At 69.7% G+C, this 14,605-nt stretch carries 17 protein-coding genes and 1 riboswitch; of the genes, 8 read left to right on the top strand and 9 right to left on the bottom strand.

Annotated elements, in window-relative coordinates; all coding sequences use genetic code 11:
- Nucleotides 1–72: 72 nt before the first annotated feature.
- Genes ABD727_RS01000 through ABD727_RS00985 form a run of 4 tightly spaced genes read left to right on the top strand, consistent with a single transcriptional unit; the run spans nucleotide 73 to nucleotide 4,142 of the window.
- A complete protein-coding gene (locus ABD727_RS01000; protein ID WP_344705528.1) occupies nucleotides 73–2,598 on the top strand; it encodes a helicase-related protein in 2,526 nt (841 codons plus the stop codon).
- Nucleotides 2,599–2,601: 3 nt separating this feature from the next.
- A complete protein-coding gene (locus ABD727_RS00995; RefSeq protein WP_344705527.1) occupies nucleotides 2,602–2,874 on the top strand; it encodes an RNA-binding S4 domain-containing protein in 273 nt (90 codons plus the stop codon).
- A 37-nt stretch (nucleotides 2,875–2,911) separates the two neighbouring features.
- Entirely contained in the window at nucleotides 2,912–3,250 is a 339-nt protein-coding gene (gene fdxA, locus ABD727_RS00990) for a ferredoxin FdxA (protein ID WP_344705526.1), read from the top strand.
- A 52-nt stretch (nucleotides 3,251–3,302) separates the two neighbouring features.
- Nucleotides 3,303–4,142, top strand: coding sequence for a MipA/OmpV family protein (locus ABD727_RS00985; protein WP_344705525.1), 840 nt, complete (start codon nucleotides 3,303–3,305; stop codon nucleotides 4,140–4,142).
- 7 nt (nucleotides 4,143–4,149) lie between these two features.
- Here ABD727_RS00985 and ABD727_RS00980 read toward each other — a convergent pair whose 3' ends face one another.
- The 5 genes from ABD727_RS00980 to cysD all read right to left on the bottom strand — a co-directional run bounded on the left by ABD727_RS00980 (nucleotide 4,150) and on the right by cysD (nucleotide 8,457).
- Complete coding sequence (locus tag ABD727_RS00980) at nucleotides 4,150–4,320, bottom strand: hypothetical protein (RefSeq protein WP_344705524.1); 171 nt, start codon at nucleotides 4,318–4,320, stop codon at nucleotides 4,150–4,152.
- Nucleotides 4,321–4,492: 172 nt separating this feature from the next.
- Nucleotides 4,493–4,765: a hypothetical protein gene (locus tag ABD727_RS00975; protein ID WP_344705523.1), complete on the bottom strand. Its 273-nt coding sequence runs from the start codon at nucleotides 4,763–4,765 to the stop codon at nucleotides 4,493–4,495.
- 106 nt (nucleotides 4,766–4,871) lie between these two features.
- Nucleotides 4,872–5,639, bottom strand: coding sequence for a hypothetical protein (locus ABD727_RS00970; RefSeq protein WP_344705522.1), 768 nt, complete (start codon nucleotides 5,637–5,639; stop codon nucleotides 4,872–4,874).
- Between the two features lie 50 nt (nucleotides 5,640–5,689).
- The gene (gene cysC, locus ABD727_RS00965; RefSeq protein WP_344705521.1) at nucleotides 5,690–7,528 is read right to left on the bottom strand and encodes an adenylyl-sulfate kinase; all 1,839 of its coding nucleotides are present in this window, start codon (nucleotides 7,526–7,528) and stop codon (nucleotides 5,690–5,692) included.
- Nucleotides 7,528–8,457, bottom strand: a complete 930-nt coding sequence (gene cysD, locus ABD727_RS00960) for a sulfate adenylyltransferase subunit CysD (RefSeq protein ID WP_344707996.1) — start codon at nucleotides 8,455–8,457, stop codon at nucleotides 7,528–7,530. Before cysD ends, cysC begins: the two co-directional genes overlap by 1 nt.
- A gap of 21 nt (nucleotides 8,458–8,478) precedes the next feature.
- Nucleotides 8,479–8,586: riboswitch (TPP riboswitch) on the top strand.
- On the opposite strand from cysD, the gene thiC reads away from it, so the two are divergent.
- From thiC to ABD727_RS00945, 3 genes are all read left to right on the top strand, one after another.
- Nucleotides 8,583–10,526: a phosphomethylpyrimidine synthase ThiC gene (thiC, locus tag ABD727_RS00955; RefSeq protein ID WP_344705520.1), complete on the top strand. Its 1,944-nt coding sequence runs from the start codon at nucleotides 8,583–8,585 to the stop codon at nucleotides 10,524–10,526. Its footprint overlaps the riboswitch before it by 4 nt.
- Before the next feature lie 91 nt (nucleotides 10,527–10,617).
- Complete coding sequence (locus ABD727_RS00950; protein ID WP_344705519.1) at nucleotides 10,618–11,025, top strand: hypothetical protein; 408 nt, start codon at nucleotides 10,618–10,620, stop codon at nucleotides 11,023–11,025.
- A gap of 124 nt (nucleotides 11,026–11,149) precedes the next feature.
- A complete protein-coding gene (locus ABD727_RS00945) occupies nucleotides 11,150–11,857 on the top strand; it encodes a hypothetical protein (RefSeq protein ID WP_344705518.1) in 708 nt (235 codons plus the stop codon).
- Between the two features lie 67 nt (nucleotides 11,858–11,924).
- Here ABD727_RS00945 and ABD727_RS00940 read toward each other — a convergent pair whose 3' ends face one another.
- The 3 genes from ABD727_RS00940 to ABD727_RS00930 all read right to left on the bottom strand — a co-directional run bounded on the left by ABD727_RS00940 (nucleotide 11,925) and on the right by ABD727_RS00930 (nucleotide 13,417).
- Complete coding sequence (locus ABD727_RS00940; protein WP_344705517.1) at nucleotides 11,925–12,206, bottom strand: DUF427 domain-containing protein; 282 nt, start codon at nucleotides 12,204–12,206, stop codon at nucleotides 11,925–11,927.
- A 75-nt stretch (nucleotides 12,207–12,281) separates the two neighbouring features.
- Nucleotides 12,282–12,857: a YdeI/OmpD-associated family protein gene (locus tag ABD727_RS00935; RefSeq protein WP_344705516.1), complete on the bottom strand. Its 576-nt coding sequence runs from the start codon at nucleotides 12,855–12,857 to the stop codon at nucleotides 12,282–12,284.
- Nucleotides 12,854–13,417 carry a hypothetical protein gene (locus ABD727_RS00930; RefSeq protein ID WP_344705515.1) on the bottom strand — a complete coding sequence of 188 codons (564 nt, stop codon included), beginning with the start codon at nucleotides 13,415–13,417 and terminating at the stop codon, nucleotides 12,854–12,856. The genes ABD727_RS00935 and ABD727_RS00930 overlap by 4 nt, the downstream gene beginning before the upstream one ends.
- 111 nt (nucleotides 13,418–13,528) lie before the next feature.
- Between ABD727_RS00930 and ABD727_RS00925 the strand changes: the two genes are divergently transcribed.
- The gene (locus tag ABD727_RS00925; RefSeq protein ID WP_344705514.1) at nucleotides 13,529–14,110 is read left to right on the top strand and encodes a hypothetical protein; all 582 of its coding nucleotides are present in this window, start codon (nucleotides 13,529–13,531) and stop codon (nucleotides 14,108–14,110) included.
- Nucleotides 14,111–14,142: 32 nt separating this feature from the next.
- Here ABD727_RS00925 and ABD727_RS00920 read toward each other — a convergent pair whose 3' ends face one another.
- Entirely contained in the window at nucleotides 14,143–14,490 is a 348-nt protein-coding gene (locus tag ABD727_RS00920) for a PilZ domain-containing protein (protein WP_344705512.1), read from the bottom strand.
- Nucleotides 14,491–14,605: the final 115 nt, after the last annotated feature.

Genomic DNA, 14,605 nt, shown 5'->3' with positions numbered 1-14,605 from the left:
GCGCCGCTAAGCCGCCGAAGAAGCGCGCGGACCGCTCTTGCGCCGCCGCTCGTTCCTGCCAACATGAGCGTCATGGCCGCGCGTAACGACGGCATCATTCGGGCCATCCTCGGGCCCACCAACACCGGCAAGACCCACTTGGCGATCGAGCGGATGTGCGCCCATTCGTCTGGGGTCATCGGCTTTCCGCTCCGCCTGCTCGCCCGCGAGGTCTATGACCGGGTGGTCGCGATCAAGGGCGAGGCCTCGGTCGCGCTCCTTACCGGCGAGGAACGGATCGTCCCCCCGACCGCGCGCTACTGGCTGTCGACGGTCGAGAGCATGCCCGTCGCGACCGAGGGCAACGAGCGCGACTTCGCCTTCTGCGCGATCGACGAGGCCCAGCTCGGCACCGATCCCGAGCGCGGCCACGTCTTCACCGACCGGCTGCTTCGCGCCCGCGGCCGCGAGGAGACCCTTATCCTCGGCTCGGCGACGCTGAAGCCGATGATCCGGGCGCTGGTACCCGAGGCCGAGATCGTCACCCGGCCGCGCTTCTCGACGCTGCGCTACGCCGGCTCGGTCAAATTGTCGCGGCTTCCCCCGCGCTCGGCGATCGTCGCCTTCTCGGCCGAGCAGGTCTACGGCCTCGCCGAGATGCTGCGCCGGTTCAAGGGCGGCGCTGCGGTGGTGATGGGTGCGCTTTCGCCCGCCACCCGCAATGCCCAGGTCGCGATGTTCCAGCGCGGCGAGGTCGACTATCTCGTCGCCACCGACGCGGTCGGAATGGGGCTCAACATGGACGTCGCCCATGTCGCCTTCGCCGGGCTCGAGAAGTTCGACGGCCGCCGCGACCGCCGGCTGACCATCTCCGAGATGGCGCAGATCGCGGGCCGCGCCGGTCGCCACCAGCGCGACGGAAGCTTCGGCACGCTCGGCCTTGGCGGCGACAACGGCCCCGCCTTCACCGAGGAGGAGATCGCCGCGATCGAGGAGCATCGCTTCCGCCCGCTCGACCATCTCTACTGGCGCTCCTCGAACCTCGACTTCACCGACGTCGGCGCGCTGATCCGCAGCCTCGAGGCGCGCTCGGACGACCCGCTGCTTCGCCCGGCCCCGCTCAGCATCGATCTGGCGGTGCTGAAGGCGCTGGCCGAGGATCCCGCCATCGCCGCCCGCCGCGGCGTCCAGGCGCGCCGGCTGTGGGCGGCCTGCGGCCTTCCCGACTTCCGCAAGGTCGGGCCGATGCACCATGCCCGGATGGTCCGCCGGGTGTTCAACTACATCGTCGACGGCGGCCATATCGCGCAGGACTGGTTCGCCGCCGAGGTGACCCGGCTCGACAATGTCCAGGGCGACATCGAGGCGCTTGCCGACCGCCTCGCCGGGGTCCGCAGCTGGGCCTATATCGCGCACCGCTCCGATTGGCTGGCCGATCCCGCCAAATGGGCCGAGCGCACCCGCCAGGTCGAGGCGCGCCTGTCCGATGCGCTTCACGAGCGGCTGACCCAGCGCTTCGTCGACCGCCGAACCGCGGTCCTCGTCCGCGACATCGGCGCGCGCGGTGCGGACGCGCTCCCGGTCACTGTCGCCGCCGACGGCGAGGTCAGCGTCGGGCCCGAGCCGATCGGCCATCTCGCGGGCTTCGACTTCACCGTCGATCCTGCCGCGCGCCTTGCCGACAAGCGCCTGCTGCTCGCCGCCGCCGAGCGCAGGCTGGGCGACGAGCTCGACCGCCGCGCCCGCGACCTGTGCGCCGGCGAGGACTCGCGCTTCGCCCTTCTCGCCACGCCGGGCGGCGAGATCGGGATCGCCGCCGACGGCCATCTCCTCGCCCGCCTCGCGCCGGGTCGGAGCCTGGCCGAGCCCGCTCTTCGCACCGTCCGCTCGCTCGACCGGCTGTCGGTCCCCGCCCGGGCCGAGCTGCGCGCGCGGATGGAGGGATGGCTCGAGCGCCAGATTTCCCGCCACCTCGGCGACCTCGCCCGCCTCTCGGCCGCCGCGACCGACAAGCAGCTCGTCCCCCCGGTGCGGGCGCTGACCGCGATGCTCGCCGACGCCGGAGGCCTCGCCCCGCGCCGGGCGCTCGCCGAGCCGATCGGCCAGCTCGATCGGGCCGCCCGGGCAGCGCTCCACAAGCTGCGTATCCGGCTCGGCGCGCTCGACGTCTTCCTGCCCTCGCTGCTCAAGCCCGAGGCGCAGCGCTGGCGCGCGGCCCTGCTCGCCGTTCGCGCCGGCCAGCCGATGCCCGCGCTTCCGCCCCCCGGGGCCGCCACCCTGTCCGCCGAGGCCGACCGCCACGGTGCCGCGCTCGCTTACCGCCGGCTCGGCGAATCCTGGCTGAGGGTCGACCTCGCCGACCGCCTCGCCGCCTTCGCCCACCGCGCCCGAGCCGCCGAGCGCCCGGGCGGCGAGACGCTCGAGCCGATCGACCGCGACCTCGTCACCTCGCTCGGCCTGTCCGACGAGGCGCTCGCCCGGCTGATGGCCGAGGTCGGCTTCCGCGCCGATCCGGCCGGTGCCTGGCACTGGCGCGGGACTCGTCCGCGCACCCGCTCCCGCCCCACCCCGGCGCGTCCGGGCAACGCCTTCGCGGCACTGGCCGGGCTCAAGCGCTAGGTCGTGCGTCTCGACAAATATCTCTTCTTCGTCCGACTCCTCAAATCGCGCACCCAGGCCCAGGCGCTGATCGAGGAGGGCCGGACCCGCATCGACGGCCGCCGCGCGCTCAAGACCTCCGACACCGTGCGGGTCGGGAGCACCGTCACCATGCCGCTCCGGGGAAGCATCCGGGTCATCCGCGTGCTGTCGCTGCCCGGCCGCCGCGGCCCCGCCCCCGAGGCGCGGGCCTGTTACGAGGACGTGGGCGTTGACGAGGGACCCGGCGCGGCATAGCGCAGGACACCGAACAGGGAGCATTAGAGAAGCCGCCATGACCTACGTCGTCACCGACGCCTGCATCCGCTGCAAATATATGGACTGCGTCGAGGTGTGCCCCGTCGACTGCTTCTACGAGGGCGACAACATGCTCGTCATCAACCCCAACGAGTGCATCGACTGCGGCGTCTGCGAGCCCGAGTGCCCGGCCGAGGCGATCCTTCCCGATACCGAGAGCGGCAACGAGAAATGGCTCGAGCTCAACGCGACCTTCTCGGCGCAGTGGCCCAACATCACCCGCAAGAAGGACAGTCCGGCCGACGCCGACGACTATAAGGGCAAGGACGGCAAGTACGACGCCTACTTCTCGGCCGAGCCCGGCGCCGGCGACTGAGGCCTTAGGAACCAAGGGCGGTCCCGTTCGTCTCCCGCGCGTAATGAACGGGATGAACAATCACATGCGCCACCTGCTTGCCGTCCTCCTCGCCTGCGCCGCGACCCCCGCCCTCGCGCAGCAGACCGGCGAGGCTCCGGACCCGGGTGCCCGCAATTCGCTCCAGCTCGGCATCGGGGCCGCCATCGGCCCCGACTACGAAGGCTCGGACGACTATCGGATCATCCCCGGCGGAGTGGTCCGTGCGAGGCTCGGCGGGATCTCGATCGAGAGCGAGGGGCTCGGCCTGACGGTCGACGCGATCGACCTTCCCGGCAAGATCGACTTCGACATCGGCCCGACCTTCAACGTCGACCTCAGCCGCTCGGGCAAGGTCAAGGACGACGTGGTCGACCTCCTGCCCGAGCTCGACCCCTCGATCGAATTCGGTTTCGCCGGCGGCATCGGCATCCGCGAGATCACCAATCCCTACGACAAGCTGACCTTCCGCCTGCGGGTGCTGAGCGACATCGCGAGCGGCCACCAGAGCACCTACATGACCCCGAGCGTCAGCTTCGCGACCCCGCTCTCGACCGCCACCTTCGCCACCCTGTCGGTCAGCGGCGACATCGTCTCGGACCGCTACGCCCGCTACTATTTCGGCATCACCCCGACCGACACGCTGGCGAGCGGCCTGCCGACCTACACCCCCAAGGGCGGGCTCAAGAATGTCGCGGGCACGCTGTTCGTCGGCCATGCGCTGTCGGGCGACCTGCGCCGCAAGGGCTTCGGGCTGTTCGGGCTGGTCCGCCACTCGCGACTGCTCGGCGACTTCAAGCGCAGTCCGCTGGTCGCCGATCGCGGAAGCGCCTCGTCCTGGTTCGCCGCTGCGGGCGTCGGCTACAACTTCTAGGAGCGGCTCAGCGGTCGAGCGACGCCGTTCGCGGGGCCGCGAGGCGCCACTTGGCGCTCGCCGTCCGGATCATCGGAGCTCCGCAGCGCCGGTATTCGCCGCGCCACCCGTCCATCAACGGCCGCACGCTGCGCTTGTCGCGGCGATGCCCGAAGGCGCGGCAGATGGTCCTCAGCACGTCGTCACTCCCTCTATCGGAAACGCCGTTAACTGAGCCTGGTTAACAAGTTAAGAAGGTATATCCGATCTGGATGCAAAAAAGGAGCACTCGCGACAGTGGCGCGAGCGCTCCAGTCTTGCGGGACGAACGTGCGTGAACGTCGTCCCAGGGAGTCCATCAAGGCTCCGGATTACATCCCGTTGGCGAGATTGGTGTCCGGCGCGTTGGTGTTCATGTCGTTCATCATCATGTTGTTCTCGGTGGCCATGTTGGTCGACATGTTGCCGTCCATGCCACCCATGTTGCCGGCCATCATGTTGGAATCCGACGACATCATGTTCGAGTCCATGGTCATGTTACTGTCCATGTTCATCGCATTGGCTTCGCTGTTCGCGGTGTCGGTGTTGCCACCGCAGGCCGCGAGGCTGAGCGCCGCACCGGCGACGAGGATAAGAGCGCGCATTCAAATTTCTCCTGTTGACCGGAGCCTCAACGGCGGGGTTCCGCTTTGGGTCCGCTTATTGTGCTCCGTCCGTCGATTGTGGCTTCGCGGCCACCATCGCGCGCCCTCATTGTGGGGCGACGGCGAGCCGCTTGGCTGACCGGCAGGAGCACTGGAGCACGATCGTCGCCGCGAGCAGCGGATCGATCTGCCCCTTGGATGCGTCGAGGGCACGCTGGATGGCAAAACCGAACGCGGCGGCGCGCCGCTTGGGGCGAACGTCGTAGAGGTCGAGCGCCTCGCGCATCGTCTTTCCGAACACCCGCACCCATTCGCTCGGGCGATCGACCTGATGCTCGGGCGGAAGGTCGAGCCGCTCATAGTCGTCCGACCCGACCAGCCCGGCGACCTTGCGCATCTCGTCGGTGATCATTTCCATCGTGACGGGCGCGCCCAGCGCCTGGGCGGCTCCGAAGGCGAGGCTGACGAGCGAATCGGGCGCCTCGGCGAGCAGGCGATTGGGCTCGTCGCCGAAGAAGAAGAGCTCGCCGTTTCTGGCTTCGACCACGAGCAGGCCGAGCTCCTCCATCTTGGTCCCGGGCGGCGCTTCCTCGATGACGGCGGCGAGGCACTCGCTTCCGCCGACCGACGCGAGCACGGCGAGCACGGTCTCGATCCTGACCCCGCGCGGGTCGGCCACGATGCGACAGGCAAGGTCGAATAGGATTCGCCCGGCCAGTTGCTCGCGGACATGCGGCTCGGTCGCTTCCTGCTCGCGCAGGTGGCGAAGGACCGCCTGGTGTCCGGGCTGCCGCTTGGGATCGTCGTCGCTCCCGCCTGGGGGAGGAGCCGGGGGCGGGGGAGGAGCCGGTGGAACCTTGCGACGGCCGAACATCGAATGGGCATCCTTACGCTGACGAGCGCGCGGAGTTTCCCCCGCAACTCTTAAGATGCCGTTCCCCGACCCATCAGCAGCGCGACGATCTCCTCGGCCGCCGCCTCCGCTCCGATCAGCGTGGTGTCGATCCTGAGGTCGGGCGCTTCGGGTGCCTCATAGGGGCTGTCGATCCCGGTGAAGTTGCGGATCTCGCCCGCGCGCGCCTTGGCATAGAGCCCCTTGGGATCGCGCCGCTCGGCTTCCTCGATCGGCGTATCGACGAACACCTCGAGGAACTCGCCCTCCGGAAGCATGCGCCGGACCATCTCGCGCTCGGCTCGGAAGGGCGAGATGAAGGCGGTGATGACGATCAGCCCGGCGTCGCCCATCAGCTTGGCGACCTCGGCCACCCGGCGGACGTTCTCGATCCGGTCGGCCTCGGTGAAGCCGAGGTCGCGGCTCAGCCCGTGCCGGACATTGTCCCCGTCGAGCAGGAAGCTGTGCCGGCCGAGCTCGAACAGCCTCTTCTCGACGAGGTTGGCGATGGTCGACTTGCCCGACCCCGATAGCCCGGTCAGCCAGACCACGCACGGCCGCTGCCCTTTCTGCCGGGCATGCGCCTCGCGGCTGATCTCGATCGCCTGCCAGTGGACGTTCTGCGCGCGGCGAAGCGCGAAGTGGAGCATTCCCGCCGCGACCGTCGCGTTGGTCGCCTTGTCGATCAGGATGAAGCCGCCCATCGTCCGGCTCTGCGCATAGGGTTCGAACGCCAGCGGCCGATCGGTGGCGATCTCGGCGACCCCGATCGCATTCAGCCCGAGAGTCTTCGCCGCAAGCTGCTCGCCGCTGTCGATCCCGAGCTCATATTTGGGCGACTGAACGGTCGCGGTGACCGTCTGCGTCGCAAGCTGCAGCCAGTAGCCGCGGCCCGGCACCAGCGGCTCCTCGTGCAGCCAGACGAGGCTCGCCTCGAACTGATCGGCCACTTCGGGCGGCTTCGCTAGCGCGACGATGGTCGAGCCGCGTCCGCAATCGACCGCGTCGGTCAGCGTCACCGTCACCGACTGCGCCGCCTCGGCCCGCACCACCTCGGTCTCGCCGACGTATATGGCGGCGATCCGGCTGGTCCGTCCTGAGGGCAGCACGCGGACGTCCTGTCCGCGCTCGACCGTCCCCGCCGCGATCAGCCCGGCGAAGCCGCGGAAATCCTGGTGCGGACGAACCACCCACTGAACCGGCAAGCGAAGCGGCCCCTCGGTCGCCTGGTCGCTCCCGGGTACCGCCTCGAGCGCCTCGATCAGCGTCGGCCCGTCATGCCATGGCGTCTCTGCGGCGCGGGCAGCGACATTGGCGCCGGTCAGCCCCGACAGCGGGATCGCCGCGGCGAGGGCCAGGCCCTGCTCGTCCGCGAACCGCTCGAACTCGGCGACGATCGCCGCGAACCGCGCCCGGTCCCAGCCGACGAGGTCCATCTTGTTGACCGCGAGGATCAGGCTCCCGACCCCCATCAGCCGGCAGATCGCCGCATGCCGCCTCGTCTGGGTCAGCACGCCCTTGCGCGCATCGACCAGCAGCACCGCCGCGTCGGCGGTCGAGGCGCCCGTCGCCATGTTGCGCGTATATTGCTCGTGCCCCGGGCAGTCGGCGACGATGAACCGCCGCGCCGCGCTCGAGAAAAAGCGGTAGGCGACGTCGATGGTGATGCCCTGCTCGCGCTCGGCCGCAAGCCCGTCGACCAGCAGCGCATAGTCGATCTCCTGCCCCTGCGTGCCCACCTTCCGGCTGTCGCGCGCGAGCGCCTCCAGCTGGTCGTCGGGGACCGCTCCGCAGTCGTGCAGAAGCCGCCCGATCAGCGTCGACTTGCCGTCGTCGACCGAGCCGCAGGTGATGAAGCGCAGCAGGTCCATCAGAAATAGCCCTCGCGCTTCTTCACTTCCATCGAGGCGCTCTCGTCGCGGTCGATCACCCGGCCCGCCCGCTCGCTGACGCGCATCGCGTCCATCTCGGCCAGCAGCGTCTCGAGCGTGTCGGCCTCGCTTTCGATCGCACCGGTCAGCGGCCAGCAGCCCATGGTGCGGAAGCGGATCCGCCGGGTCACGACCTGTTCGCCGGGTCGGAGTGCCAGCGCCTCGGGATCGTCGACCATCAGCAGGGTGCCGTCGCGCTCGACCGTCGGCCGCTCGGCGGCAAGGTAGAGCGGGACCACCGGCACGTCCTCGCGGGCGATATATTCCCACACGTCGCGCTCGGTCCAGTTGCTCAGCGGGAAGACCCGCAGGCTCTCGCCGGCATGGACCCGCCCATTGTAGAGGTTCCACAATTCGGGCCGCTGGAGCTTGGGATCCCACCCGCCGCCGCGCCCGCGGAAGGAGAAGATGCGCTCCTTGGCCCGCGCCTTCTCCTCGTCGCGCCGCCCGCCTCCGAACGCTGCGTCGTAGCCGCCCGCCCTGAGCGCGTCGCGCAGCGCCTCGGTCAGCATGGTCCGCGTATAGGCCGGGGTCGGCGTGTCGAACGGGCTCAGCCCCGCCGCGTGCTGCCAGACCCTGAGGTCGAGCCCGTGGCGCGCCGCCATGGCGTCACGGTGCGCCAGCATCGCCCCGAAGTCCCACCCGCTGGCGATGTGGAGGAAGGGGAAGGGCGGCGGCGCCGGCGCGAAGGCCTTGAGCGCAAGGTGGAGCATGACGCTCGAATCCTTGCCGATCGAATAGAGGAACACCGGCGCCCGCGCGGTCGCCGCCACCTCGCGCAGGATGTGGATGCTCTCGGCCTCGAGCCGGTCGAGATGGGTCAGCGCCATGGGTCCCGACTGATGCCGCCCCCTTGGCGCTGGCGCAATGCCGCGCGCCTTTCTATGACGTCCGCGTCCCCGGGGAGCTCGCCTGAGCTGAGAGGGAGGACTGGCATCCTCCGACCCGAGAACCTGATCCGGCTGATCCCGGCGGAGGAAGAGGAACTCATCACATGGCCGATATCCCTGCGCGCACTGAACTCAAGGTCACCACCGGCGCCATCCGCGGCAGCCGCAAGATCCACGTCGGCCCCCTGAAGGTCGCGATGCGGCAGATCCACCTCGAGCCGTCGAGCGGCGAGGCGCCCGTCACCGTCTACGATCCTTCGGGCCCGTACACCGACGACAATGTCCGGATCGACATCATGGCCGGCCTCCCCGAGCTCCGCCGCGACTGGATCCGGTCGCGCGGCGACGTCGAGGAAGTCGCCCAGCGCGAGGTCCGGCCCGAGGACAACGGCCAGCTCGGCCCTGACCGCTCGGGCGGGGTCCAGCCCTTCCCCAACGTCCGCAAGAAGGTGCTCCGCGCGCGTCCGGGCGCGAACGTCACCCAGATGCACTATGCCCGCCGCGGCATCATCACGCCCGAGATGGAATATGTCGCGGTCCGCGAGAACCTCGGCCGCGAAGCCGCGCTGAACGCCCCGCGCGACGGCGAGAGCTTCGGCGCGGAAATTCCCGCCTTCGTCACCCCCGAGTTCGTCCGCGACGAGGTCGCCCGCGGCCGCGCGATCATCCCCAACAACATCAACCACCCCGAAACCGAGCCGATGGCGATCGGCCGCAACTTCCTCGTCAAGATCAACGCCAACATCGGCAACAGCGCGGTCGCCTCGGACGTCGCGCAGGAAGTCGACAAGCTCGTCTGGGCGACCCGCTGGGGCGCGGACACGGTGATGGACCTCTCGACCGGTCGCAACATCCACGACACGCGCGAGTGGATCCTGCGCAACTCGCCGGTCCCGATCGGCACCGTCCCCATCTACCAGGCGCTCGAGAAGGTCGGCGGAATCGCCGAGGACCTCAACTGGGACATCTTCCGCGACACGCTGATAGAGCAGGCCGAGCAGGGCGTCGACTATTTCACCATCCACGCTGGGGTCCGCCTGCCCTACGTGCCCCTGACCGCCAAGCGCGTCACCGGGATCGTCAGCCGCGGCGGCTCGATCATGGCCAAATGGTGCCTCGCCCATCACCGCGAGTCCTTCCTCTACGAGCGGTTCGACGAGATCTGCGAGATCATGAAGGCCTATGACGTCGCCTTCAGCCTCGGCGACGGCCTCCGCCCCGGCTCGATCGCCGACGCCAACGACGAAGCGCAGTTCGCCGAGCTCTACACGCTGGGCGAGCTGACCAAGAAGGCCTGGGCGCACGACTGCCAGGTGATGATCGAGGGCCCCGGCCACGTGCCGATGCACAAGATCCGCGAGAACATGACCAAGCAGCTCGAGGTCTGCGACGAGGCGCCCTTCTACACATTGGGGCCGCTCACCACCGACATCGCGCCCGGCTACGACCACATCACCAGCGGCATCGGCGCGGCGATGATCGGCTGGTTCGGCACCGCCATGCTCTGCTACGTCACCCCCAAGGAGCATCTCGGCCTGCCCGACCGCGACGACGTCAAGGTCGGGGTCGTCACCTACAAGCTCGCCGCCCACGCCGCCGACCTCGCCAAGGGCCACCCCGCCGCCAAGGTCCGCGACGACGCGCTGTCGAGGGCCCGCTTCGAGTTCCGCTGGCGCGACCAGTTCAACCTCAGCCTCGATCCCGACACGGCCGAGCAGTATCACGACCAGACGCTCCCCGCCGAAGGCGCCAAGACCGCCCACTTCTGCTCGATGTGCGGCCCCAAGTTCTGCTCGATGAAGATCACGCAGGAGGTCCGAGAGTTCGCTGCCGGCAGGGCAGCGAATAGCCTTCATCCGGGGGATGAAGGCCTCGCAGGACCTCGCGAGGCTATGCCGAGCGGCGACTTCGCGGCGAAGCAGAACGCCCCGCTCGAGAACAGCATCGCAGTCGAGGAGGCCGAGAAGGGCATGGCCGCGATGAGCGACAAGTATCGCGAAGGCGGCAACGAGCTCTACATCGGCGCGGGCGGGCGCGAGCACGACTGAAGCTGACGCTCCCACAACCGGCGGTTCAGGCGAGGTGTCGGCGCGAGGGTCCAGGGTTGCCGTCCTGCAAGTCAATGCAAGGAGAGCAACGATGAACAAGCATCTGATCCTGGGCCTCGCCGGCGCCGCCGCCGCGCTCACTGCCGCCGCTCCCGCCGCCGCCCAGCAGTGGCGCTGGAACGAGGGCAACTGGCGAACCATCGGCTATACGACCGTCGACGGCCGCGACAGCGACACGGTCAACCTCCCCGGCGTGACCCGCCAGCGCGAGATCCGCGTCTGCGCCCTCAACGCGCCGCTGCGCCTGCGCGATTTCGACATCCGCTTCGCCAACGGCACCCGCCAGGACGTGAACACCAGGGCCGTTCTCAATGCCGGCACCTGTACCCGGGCGGTCGACCTCCGCGGCAACCGCCGCGACGTCGCCAGCGTCCGCCTCCGCTACGACCCCGTAGCCCGCCGCGCCGCCCGTCCGCTGGTCCGGATCCAGGTGCGCTAATCGAAATGGCCGCTCATCCCTTGGGGTGGGCGGCCGATCGTACCGGTCGCGCCTCCTTTGCCAGGCGCAGGCGTTGGCCTCTGCGGGGTCGGGCCATCTCGCCGGCCCGCAGCGGAGCCAACCGATGACCCTCAAAGCAATGCCGAGTCGTAATGCGCTCACACTGGCCCTCGGAGCGATGCTGCTTGCGGGCTGTTCCGGGCGCGAGAGCCCGGAGGAAAACCGTTCGGACGCGGGTGCCGCGCCGGTCGCCGAAAACGTCCCCGCAGCCCAGCCGCCAGCGACCTCACCCATCTCGCGCCCGGCGACAGCGACCTCTTCGAACATCACCGGACCGGCGTCTACACCCATCGTCACGCCGGAGCCCGCCACTCCGGCGCTCGCGGTCGAGAGCGAGGGCCTGCGCCTGTTCGACCGTGCGACCGGCCGCGCCCGGCCGATACCCTTCGGCACCGCACGCGCCGAGGTCGAAGCGCTGCTCGCCTCCCGTGGTCCGCCGGTCACTGGCACGCAGGCCGACTGTGGCGCCGGCCCGCTTGCCTATGCCGCCTGGCCCGACGGGCTGAAGCTCTATTTCCAGGCCGGCAAGCTGACGGGATGGGCCCTCGACGGTCGCTCCGCCGGTCCGCGTGGGCCAGAGATCGGGACCGCTTCCGGGGTCGGGCCAGGCAGCAGCCGCGCCCAACTGACGGACGCCCAGGTCGCGACCTTCGCGAAGACCAGCCTCGGGACTGAGTTCCGCTCCGGCGAGATCAACGGCCTGCTGGACGGAGCGGGAGTCGAAGCACGGATCACCGACATGTGGGCGGGAGCGAGCTGCGTCTTCCGCTGAGGGAATAAACGTCGTCACAGCCTTCTGGCAGCGCCGCCGACAGCGACTTCCGCCAAGCGACTGCGGGTCAGCGCACCTCGACCCCGCGCCAGAAGGCCACCCGTCCAGCAATCTCCTTCGCGGCCGGCTTGGGGTCGGGATAATACCAGGCGGCATCGCGGTTCTCGGCGCCGTTCGCCGACAGCGAATGATAATGCGCGGTGCCTTTCCACGGGCAGATACTGGTCGTGGCACTGCCCGTCAGCACGCCCGGTGTCACCGAATCGAGCGGAAAATAGGCGTTGCCCTCGACCGTGACGATGTCGTCGCTGCGGGCGATCAGCGTGTCGTTCCACCAAGCTTCAGCCATGATGCGCTCCTTCTTCTGCGGTTTAAGCCGTCTGCCCGCAGGTCTCACTCTTGGAGAGGTTCGCGCGGCCTCGCGCTACCCGCCCCTTAGGCCCATCACCACTTTCGCCACCGCCGCCTTCCGCTTCTCCGCCGCCTGCACCTGGTGCAGCCGGTACAGCACCGAATAACGCTCGCCGCCCTTCAGCGCTCCGAATGCGGCCTTCGCCGCCGGGTCCGCCTCCAGCGCCACGACCAGATCCTCCGGCACTTCCATCCGGCTTGCCGGCGGGTAGGCGGCGTCCCAGCGGCCGTCCGCCTTGGCGGCCTCGATCTGCTTGCGTCCGCCCTCGCGCACGCGCCCCTCGGCGAGCAGCGCCTCGGCGCGTTCGACGTTGACCAGGGACCATTTCGATCGCGGCCTGCGCGGGGTGTAGCGGACGAGGTAGAAGCGCTCGTCGAGGCGGTTGATCAGCCCGTCGATCCAGCCGAAGCACAGCCCCGCGTCGATCGCCTCGCGGACGCTCACCGACGAGACGCCCTGCCCCTTCTTGGCGAGCTTGAGCCAGATGCCCTTATGCTCTTCGGGCTGCGCCTCCAGCCACACCTCCAGCGCCGCCTGGTCGGCGAAATGCAGAATCGGCAGCCCGCCGCGCGTCCTTTCCTCGCTCACCCCAGTCGCCCGAATAGCGCCCACACATAAGCGACGAAGCTGACCGTGACCGCGCCTGCCAGCAATTTGTGGACCCAGCCCGTGCGCGTCGCGAGGCCGACCAGCGCGACCGCGGCGAAGACGCCGTGGAAGGCGAGGTTTGTCGGCTCGGGCAGCCGCCCTTCGAGCTGCACCTCGCGCAGCACGCTCGCGGCGACGGCCGCCAGCAGCAGCCCGAAGAAAGCGGTGCGCTCGTCATAATAATGGCGCTCGAGGTCGAGCTCTTCCTGAGGCCGCACGTCAGGAAGCACGATCGCTGCCGCCATGTAGATGAGCGCCGTGACGAGGAGGCAAGCGGCGAAATCGGCGAAGCTCCACTCGCTCCGCCCGGCCAGCCCGAAGCTCGCCCACCAATGCTGCGCGACCATCGCCAGGATGAAGGCCGACCACACCAAAGGCGGACCGTAGAAGCGGACCCGGGCCCGCGACAGGATCAGTGCGCGATAGCCCTGCAGCACCTGCTGGATCGCAAGCCCGAGGATGATTGACAGCAGCACCGCCAGATAGTCGAACGCATCCATGCCGCTTCCGTCCTCGCGAGGGGCGCCGGGCCCCGCTCCATCCTAGCGGCGCCGGACGGCGAGGAAAGCACCCCCTTCACTAGTAGGATTTGGCGTGGCTTATCCTGGTGGATGAGCGACTCACCCGACCATCGCGAGCCCGCCTCCGCCGCCATCTTCGATGCCGACGATCCGCTCACCCCGCGGCGCGGCCTGTGCCCGCCGCAGGCCGAGCCGCCCGGGCAGGATCCGCCGCGCCCGCTGACCGTGGCGGTGATGGCCGCCTTCTGCGAGCGGCTGGCCGAGTGCGGGATGGTGCACCGCGCCGCGGCCGAGGTCGGTTTCTCGCGCAACACGCTCTACCGCCACCGCCGCAACAATCCCTCCTTCGCCGCCGCCTGGGACTCGGCGCTGGTCCACGCCCGCCAGCGGCTCGCCGACTATCTGCTCGAGCGCGCCTTCGAGGGCAGCTTCGACTTCACCTACGAAGGAGGCGAGCTGGTCGGCCATCGCCATTATCTCGACAGCCGGCTGGGCTATGCGATGCTCTGCCGGCTCGACCGCGCGGCCGAGCAGCGCGACGGCGGCGGCGCGACCCCCGAGGACCGCGATTGCGAGGCGTTCGACCGGCTCGTCACCGCCATCCGCCCGACCGGCGACCTGCCGCTGTCGATCAGCGTCGCGGCGGGCGCTGCCGCTCCGGGAGGGGGGTGACACGGGGTGACAACCCCCGCTTTACGACGGGATTAGCCGCGCATCCGGGCGACGAGCGCGGCCGAGCGGTCGGCGAGGGCCGCGACCTCGCGCTCGGACAGCGCGGTGGTGAAGCTCAGGCCGACGAACGGCCCGTCCTGCCAGCGCGCGCTGCCCTCGCTCGGGCCGCTTCCGAAATCGAGGCCGACCCTGGTCCCGGCGATCGGCGGAAGCTCGCCCCTGAGCTTGGCGCCGCCTGCCGAAAGGTCGACGATCTGCACCGAATGCCGCTGCCCGGCGACGATCAGGAAGGCCGGAAGCGCCACCGCGACTCGCGGGTGGAGGCGGCGATCGGCGAAGGGATCGGCGGCGGCGGAAGGGAGCGGAGCGGGTCGGGTCATCGGTGGGCCATGGCTCCTTCCTGCCAGCAAGGGGTGTAGGCAAGGTAAAGCCCGGCGTGCGAAACCCAACCGATCCCGTTCGAATGCGCGGCGCGGTGCTGGCGTCCCGGCGCCA

This window comes from Sphingomonas swuensis, from assembly GCF_039538045.1.
GTDB lineage: Bacteria > Pseudomonadota > Alphaproteobacteria > Sphingomonadales > Sphingomonadaceae > Sphingomicrobium > Sphingomicrobium swuense.
The sequence above is the reverse complement of the archived record's forward strand: the minus strand, read 5'-3'. Positions and strand labels throughout refer to the sequence as shown.

Coding starts and splice junctions, on each gene's coding strand:
- ABD727_RS00975 (WP_344705523.1), bottom strand. CDS start 4,765: ATGCGCGCTCTTATCCTCGTCGCCGGTGCGGCGCTCAGCCTCGCGGCC.
- ABD727_RS00920 (WP_344705512.1), bottom strand. CDS start 14,490: ATGACCCGACCCGCTCCGCTCCCTTCCGCCGCCGCCGATCCCTTCGCC.
- thiC (WP_344705520.1), top strand. CDS start 8,583: ATGGCCGATATCCCTGCGCGCACTGAACTCAAGGTCACCACCGGCGCC.
- ABD727_RS01000 (WP_344705528.1), top strand. CDS start 73: ATGGCCGCGCGTAACGACGGCATCATTCGGGCCATCCTCGGGCCCACC.
- cysC (WP_344705521.1), bottom strand. CDS start 7,528: ATGGACCTGCTGCGCTTCATCACCTGCGGCTCGGTCGACGACGGCAAG.
- ABD727_RS00985 (WP_344705525.1), top strand. CDS start 3,303: ATGAACAATCACATGCGCCACCTGCTTGCCGTCCTCCTCGCCTGCGCC.
- fdxA (WP_344705526.1), top strand. CDS start 2,912: ATGACCTACGTCGTCACCGACGCCTGCATCCGCTGCAAATATATGGAC.
- ABD727_RS00940 (WP_344705517.1), bottom strand. CDS start 12,206: ATGGCTGAAGCTTGGTGGAACGACACGCTGATCGCCCGCAGCGACGAC.
- ABD727_RS00945 (WP_344705518.1), top strand. CDS start 11,150: ATGACCCTCAAAGCAATGCCGAGTCGTAATGCGCTCACACTGGCCCTC.
- ABD727_RS00970 (WP_344705522.1), bottom strand. CDS start 5,639: ATGTTCGGCCGTCGCAAGGTTCCACCGGCTCCTCCCCCGCCCCCGGCT.
- ABD727_RS00950 (WP_344705519.1), top strand. CDS start 10,618: ATGAACAAGCATCTGATCCTGGGCCTCGCCGGCGCCGCCGCCGCGCTC.
- ABD727_RS00930 (WP_344705515.1), bottom strand. CDS start 13,417: ATGGATGCGTTCGACTATCTGGCGGTGCTGCTGTCAATCATCCTCGGG.
- ABD727_RS00925 (WP_344705514.1), top strand. CDS start 13,529: ATGAGCGACTCACCCGACCATCGCGAGCCCGCCTCCGCCGCCATCTTC.